This window comes from Pseudomonas sp. (genome assembly GCF_049645325.1).
Taxonomy (GTDB): domain Bacteria; phylum Pseudomonadota; class Gammaproteobacteria; order Pseudomonadales; family Pseudomonadaceae; genus Aquipseudomonas.
In genome coordinates this window covers 1-6,154 of sequence record NZ_JBARTQ010000650.1, presented here as the reverse complement: position 1 = coordinate 6,154, position 6,154 = coordinate 1, and the positions used below count along the sequence as shown (strand labels likewise).

The 6,154-nt window shown below is 60.7% G+C and carries 5 protein-coding genes; 3 read left to right on the top strand and 2 right to left on the bottom strand.

Features of this window, described 5'->3' with window-relative positions:
- Positions 1–138: 138 nt before the first annotated feature.
- Positions 139–1,044, top strand: coding sequence for a DUF808 domain-containing protein (locus WBB95_RS27835; protein ID WP_424490495.1), 906 nt, complete (start codon positions 139–141; stop codon positions 1,042–1,044).
- Between the two features lie 65 nt (positions 1,045–1,109).
- Positions 1,110–3,134, top strand: coding sequence for an FUSC family protein (locus tag WBB95_RS27830; RefSeq protein WP_424490494.1), 2,025 nt, complete (start codon positions 1,110–1,112; stop codon positions 3,132–3,134).
- Between the two features lie 185 nt (positions 3,135–3,319).
- Here the strand turns inward: WBB95_RS27830 and WBB95_RS27825 are convergent, their stop codons facing one another.
- Together WBB95_RS27825 and WBB95_RS27820 are read right to left on the bottom strand one after the other, a co-directional pair.
- Positions 3,320–4,108 (bottom strand): MlaA family lipoprotein, encoded by a 789-nt coding sequence (locus WBB95_RS27825; RefSeq protein ID WP_424490493.1) that lies wholly within the window; start codon positions 4,106–4,108, stop codon positions 3,320–3,322.
- Complete coding sequence (locus tag WBB95_RS27820; protein WP_424490492.1) at positions 4,101–5,399, bottom strand: serine/threonine protein kinase; 1,299 nt, start codon at positions 5,397–5,399, stop codon at positions 4,101–4,103. Before WBB95_RS27820 ends, WBB95_RS27825 begins: the two co-directional genes overlap by 8 nt.
- A 236-nt stretch (positions 5,400–5,635) precedes the next feature.
- On the opposite strand from WBB95_RS27820, the gene WBB95_RS27815 reads away from it, so the two are divergent.
- On the top strand, positions 5,636–6,007 hold the full coding sequence (locus tag WBB95_RS27815) for a hypothetical protein (RefSeq protein WP_424490491.1): 372 nt from the start codon (positions 5,636–5,638) through the stop codon (positions 6,005–6,007).
- Positions 6,008–6,154 lie beyond the last annotated feature (147 nt).

Genomic DNA, 6,154 nt, shown 5'->3' with positions numbered 1-6,154 from the left:
ATCTACAGCACGGCGGCCTGAAAGCCGACCTGAGTGGTTGAAGCAGAAGCAGGGCAAAAATCAGGTGTGCGTGTGTCTATATTCCTTCGCAGCGGTCGCGTTATATTCGCGGCACTTTAAATGCAGGAAGCCCGAATCATGGCAGGAAGCAGCTTACTGGTACTGATCGACGACATCGCCGCCGTCCTTGACGATGTGGCGTTGATGACCAAAATGGCCGCCAAGAAAACCGCTGGGGTGTTGGGCGATGATTTGGCACTCAATGCCCAGCAGGTCTCCGGGGTGCGCGCCGAGCGGGAGATTCCCGTGGTGTGGGCGGTGGCGAAGGGCTCGTTTCTGAATAAGTTGATCCTGGTGCCGGCGGCGTTGTTGATCAGTGCGTTTGCGCCGTGGGCGGTGACGCCGTTGTTGATGTTCGGCGGCGCGTATCTGTGTTTTGAGGGCTTTGAAAAGCTCGCGCACACCTTTTTGCACAAACGCACCGAGGAGCAGGTACATCTGGTCGAAGCGGTGGCGGACCCGGCGACTGACCTGGTGGCGTTTGAAAAGGACAAGATCAAGGGCGCGATCCGCACCGACTTCATTCTCTCGGCCGAGATCATCGCCATCACCCTCGGCACCGTGGCGGATGCGCCGTTGATGCAGCAGGTGATCGTGCTGTCGGGCATTGCCATTGTCATGACCATCGGCGTTTACGGGCTGGTGGCGGGTATCGTCAAACTGGATGACTTGGGCCTGTGGCTGACCCAAAAGCCTGGCCAGGCGGCGCGCAGTATCGGTGGGGCGATTCTCCGCGCCGCGCCTTACATGATGAAAAGCCTGTCGGTGATCGGCACGGCCGCCATGTTTATGGTCGGCGGCGGCATCCTCACCCATGGCATTCCAGTGGTGCATCACTGGATAGAGACGGTCAGCCAGGGTGCCGGTGGCGTGGCGTGGTTGATGCCGACGCTGTTGAATGCGGTGGCCGGGATCATCGCCGGGGCGTTGGTGCTGGCAGTGGTGGCGGCGACGGGCAAGGCCTGGGGCGCCCTGAAACGCTAGATTGGCATTCGGCGGAAATATAGATACGATACTAATCATTAGCTTGCTATCTATGTGTTCGCCGAATGAAGCTTCCCACCGTTCAACTCCCTGAGGTCTGGCAGGCCACGCTGGCGCCCTCGCTTCCCGACCTGCTGTTTGCCTTGCGCAACATGATCGCTGGCGGCGTCGCGCTGTATCTGGCCTTTTGCTTCGACTTGCAGCAGCCGCAATGGGCCCTGACTACGGTGTTTATCGTCGGTCAGTCCACCAGCGGCATGGTCTTGGCCAAGGGTGCCTACCGGCTGTTGGGCACGTTTGTAGGCGCTGTCGCCTCCGTGGTGATGATCGCCGTGTTCGGCCAGGCGCCCTTGTTGTTCCTGCTGAGCATGGCGCTGTGGCTGGCGTTCTGCACCACGGGGGCGTCACTGCTGCGCAATCATGCGTCCTACGGGTTTGTGCTGGCGGGTTACACCACCGCCATTATTGCGTTGCCCGCGACGGTGGCGCCGCTGGGTGTGTTTGATGAGGCGGTGGCACGGTGCCAGGAAATCAGCCTGGGGATTATCTGCGCGACGGTCGCCAGTACACTCTTATGGCCGCGCCATATTGAGCAGACCCTGGCGGTTCAAGGTCGCGCCGCGTGGCAGGCCGGAATGCGCGCAGCCGCGTCGGAGCTAGTGGGGGCTGACCAGCGCAAGGGTTTGCTGGACGCGCTGGGCCGTTTGGTGGCGGTGGACGCGCAGCGCGACCATGCCTGGTTTGAGGGCCCCAAAGGGCGGCGCCGGTCCCAGGCATTGCGGGTGCTCAGTCGCGATTTGCTTGGCCTGTTGCGCGCCGCGCGCGGTGTGGCGCGTCAACGGATGATGCTGGATGAGACGACCCTCGTGGCGCCATGGGTGGATGAGGTGGTTGCCGTGTTGCAGCAGGAGCGGCATGAGCAACTGCCTGATTTGTCGCGGCGCCTCGGGCTGGCGCTGGACGATCCACGTTTGAGCCCCGAGGCGCACTTTTGCCTGGTGCAGTTGGCGCAGGTCCTGCGTTTGGTTGAGCTGGGCGCGTTGACCCTGGCGGCAGTCGAGGCGGGCAGGGTGCCACCCGGTGCGCCGGGGGCCTTGTCCTGGCATCGGGATATTGAGCAGGGCGTACTCGGCGGGTTGCGCAGTGCCTTGGCCTTTCTGGCCGTCGCGGCGTTCTGGATATTCACCGCCTGGCCGTCAGGGTTGGGCGCGGTGTCGATTTGTGGTGTGGTACTGAGCCTGTTTGCCGCGAGGGAAAACCCCTCTGCGTCGAGTGTGAATTTTCTAAAAGGCATTGCGGTGTCGATCCCGGTCGCGGGTTTTGTGCGCTTTGCCTTGTTGCCCGGTTTCGATGGGTTCCCGCTGTTGTGCGTGGCGCTGGGCGTACCGCTGTTTTTCGCTTCGCTGTGCATGAGCCGGGTAAAGCTGGCGGCCACCGCCTCGGCGTTCTGCATCTTCTTCGTCAATAACGTCGGGCCCAGCAACCTGATGACCTATGACATCGCCGCCTTCCTCAATAAGGCTATCGCGACGCTGGTGGGTGTCGGCATTGCCGTGGTGGTGTTTCGACTGATCCCGCTCAGCCCGGGCGAGCACCACTATCGGCGGATGTTCAAGGCCTCGCTGTTCGACCTCGCGCAACTGACAACCCGTCCTTTGGAACAAGCCGAAAGCTGGTTTGGCGGCCGTATGGCCGATCGCCTGATACGCCTGTCGCGCTACAGCCAGACCTTGCCCGCCGACCGACGTAGCCATTGGGACAATGGCTTGCTAGGGCTGGACCTGGGTGATGAGTTGCTGGAATTGCGCGCGAGCCTATCGGGCAGCCAGGGCTCAATGGCTGTTGAACGCGATGGCTATTTACGGCAGTTGGCGGCGGCGCTCAGGCAGGGCGGGCCTGGTGTGGCGAATGCTTCTGTACTGGATGCACCCAGTGCGAGGCTGCTGGCAGCGCTTGAGGCGCCTGTGCAGTTGGCGCAGGCGGAGAGGGAAATGGCCAGGGCCGCGGTGCTGCAGTTGCGGTTTACCTGGCAGAAGTGGTGCTTGCAGGGCAGCCATTCGCGCGCAGGGTTACAGGCACCGGAGATATAAGTCGAGCGAGGCGCTGACGCCTTCACTCAGCGTGAAAAGTTAGGGCTGTTCAAGATTAATTCTACAGGTCGACTTTCCGAGCATTTATACGATGCGTTGCGCTGCTTCCTGCAACGTTGAATTGACAACACTGACGCAATAAAAAAGGCCATTCACTTGAATGGCCTTTTTAGTGTGGCTTGTCTTTATTCGGCGATCTGCAACTTGCGCGATTCGGTGTAGATGTAACGCACCTTTTCATACTCGAACGGTGAGTTCATCTGACCGTAGCGGAAGCTGGTCTGGTAACGCTTGTCGATGGCGCGCAGGGCCCAGATTTCCGGGTGGTTTTCGCTGACCTTGGACACGTTGAGGAAGTTGATCTCGGTTTCCGCACCGTAGTCGACGATCAAACCGGTGGTGTCGCGCAGGTTCGACGGGCCGAAGACTGGCAATACCAGGTAAGCACCGCCGGGCACGCCGTAGAAGCCCAGGGTCTGGCCGAAGTCTTCACTCTGGCGCGGCAGGCCCATGGCGGTGGCCGGGTCCCACAGGCCGGCAATACCGATGGTGGTATTGAGCAGCAGGCGCCCGGTGGTTTCCAGCGAACGGTGGCCCTTGAGCTGCAGCAGGCTGTTCAGCAGGTTGGGCACGTCGCCCAGGTTGTTGAAGAAGTTGCTCACACCGGTGCGCAAAAAGCTCGGCGTGACGTAGCGGTATCCGTCGACCACCGGCAGGAACACCCATTGGTCGAAGCGGTAGTTGAAGTGGTACACGCGGCGGTTCCACGATTCCAGCGGGTCGTAGACGTTGAGCGCGGTCAGCGACGAACGCTCGAACTCGCGCTGGTCCAAGCCCGGGTTGAACTTGAGCTTGGTCAGCGGCTCTTTGAAGCCATCGGCATCGACCTTGACCGGTTCATGAGCCTTGCTGTTGTCGGCATTGGCGACGCCTGCGCACATCAGCGCGGCGAGCAGCAGAAGATATTTAGCCACGGAAGAACTCCAGCATGGCGTCGGCGTTGACGCGGTAATTGAGGTTGCCGCAGTGGCCGCCCAGCGGGTAGACGGTCAAGCGATCGCCGAAAGTTTTACGCAGGAAACCGAGGTCGCCCGGGCCGAGGATCACGTCATCGGCGTTGTGCATCACCGCGATTTTCGGGCTGGTGTGCAGGTAGTCCTTGAGGGCATACAGGCTGACCTGGTCGACCAGTTGCAGCAGGCTGCCGCCGTCGGTGCGCGCGCGCCACATCGGGATCACTTGTTCGGTGAGGTAGCAGTCGAAGTCACATTGCAGCGCACGCTTGAGGAACGGCGTGAGGCTGGTGCTTTCGGTGATCGGGTACTTGGGTGGAATGATCAGGCCACGACGGTTGATCAGGTCCGAGGTGAAGGCGATGTCGGCTGCCGAGAAGCGGAACGACGTACCGATCAGCATGGCCATCTGTTCGTTGGTCAGGTGCTGCTTGGAGTTCTGGAAGTCGTAGAGCAGGGCGTCGTTGAGGTCGATGTAGCCCTTTTGCTGGAAGTAGCGGGTCAGCTTGGCCAGTACCAGCTCATAAAAGGTGGTGGTGTTGTTGATGCCCTTGACCTCGGTCTGTACCAGCTTGTCGAGGTTGGTGATCGAGGTGTAGAGGTTGACCGGCGGGTTGAGCAGCAACACTTTCTTGAAGTTGAAGCTGCGGCGGGTTTCGTCCAGGTGGGCGACGAATGCAGCGTCCAGTGCACCGAGGCTGTAGCCGCTGAGGTAGAAGTCGGTGACCGGCAACGAAGCGTTCTGCGCGCGCACGGCTTGCATCACGCGGTACATGTCTTCGGCGTCTTCCTGGCTGATGCCGGGGGTGGCGAAGCGCGAGGCGGAGGCAATGAAGTCGAAGCTGGTCGGCGACGACAGTTGCACCACGTGGTAACCGGCCTGGTAATAGAGCTTTTTCAGGTATTCATTGATGCTGCTGTCAAACCGTGCGCCGGTGCCTGCGATCAGGAAGATCAGCGGCGCAGCGCGGTCTTGTTTGGCGATGCGGTAGGTGAGTTTTTTCACCGCCCAGAAGTTGTCGGGCAGGCTGAACTCGCGCTCGGGGCGCATCGTCAGGGTGTAATCGGACTGGTTGATCTCGTCGTCGCTCGGCAATTTGGGCCGAAGGTCGGGCGGGGTGGTAGCGATGGTCGCTTCGAACGGGTTCGTCAAAGGGAAGCCATAGGTGGCTTGGTCGATATCGACGGCCAGTGCTGACGCACTCAAAAATAGGCTGCCCAGCAAGGCAGCGCAGCGCAAGGAACGGAGCATGACTTTATCCCTAAGAGGAAACGTGCTGAATGAAGTTCGCAGGCTATGACCACCGCGTTGCCACCGAAGTGCCAGCCCTCGGCACTAAAAGTCGGAAAATAACGTCGGAATCGGGGTAATAGTAGCCAGAAGATACACTTTGCGACGCTTGGTTGAACACTTATCTGCGTGCACTGCTTGCTAACGGGCGCCGGGGGATTAAGCTGAGCGCCGTTTTTGCCTATCGGAGTGCCCCTATGTCCCGTCGTTTGCCCGTGATCCTGCTGCTTATTGCCCTGCCGTTATGGCTGGCCGCCAGTTACGGCGCCCGGTATGGGTTTATGGAGGATGGCAAGTGGGTAGGAATCTGCGTCGACGAGGCCAGCCGGTGGGAATGCCAGCTGCGTTCGAACCTGGGGTTGATGATTCACTTCAAGGTGTTGGGGTGGGCGGCGCTGGTTGCGTCGGTGCTGGCGTTTTTTGTGCCGGGCCGGGCGGGTTGGGGGTTGGCGGTGTTGGGGCTGGTGTTTGGGTTGCCGGCGTTGGCGTTGTACAACACGACCTTTGCGGTGTTTGCGGTGGTGATTGCGGGGTTGCGGTTGGTTCGCAAGCCTCGCAGCGTGGGGTAGGGCCAGCTTTTTGGGGGGCATATCCGTTGCTGGGGTTATGGCTGCTATGGGTTCCGCTCTTACAGCGGCTCACTTTTGATAGAGCGCAAAAGTAAGCAAAACGCTCTTGCCCCTCCACTCGGTGCCTCGCCTAGGCTCGGCATGCCC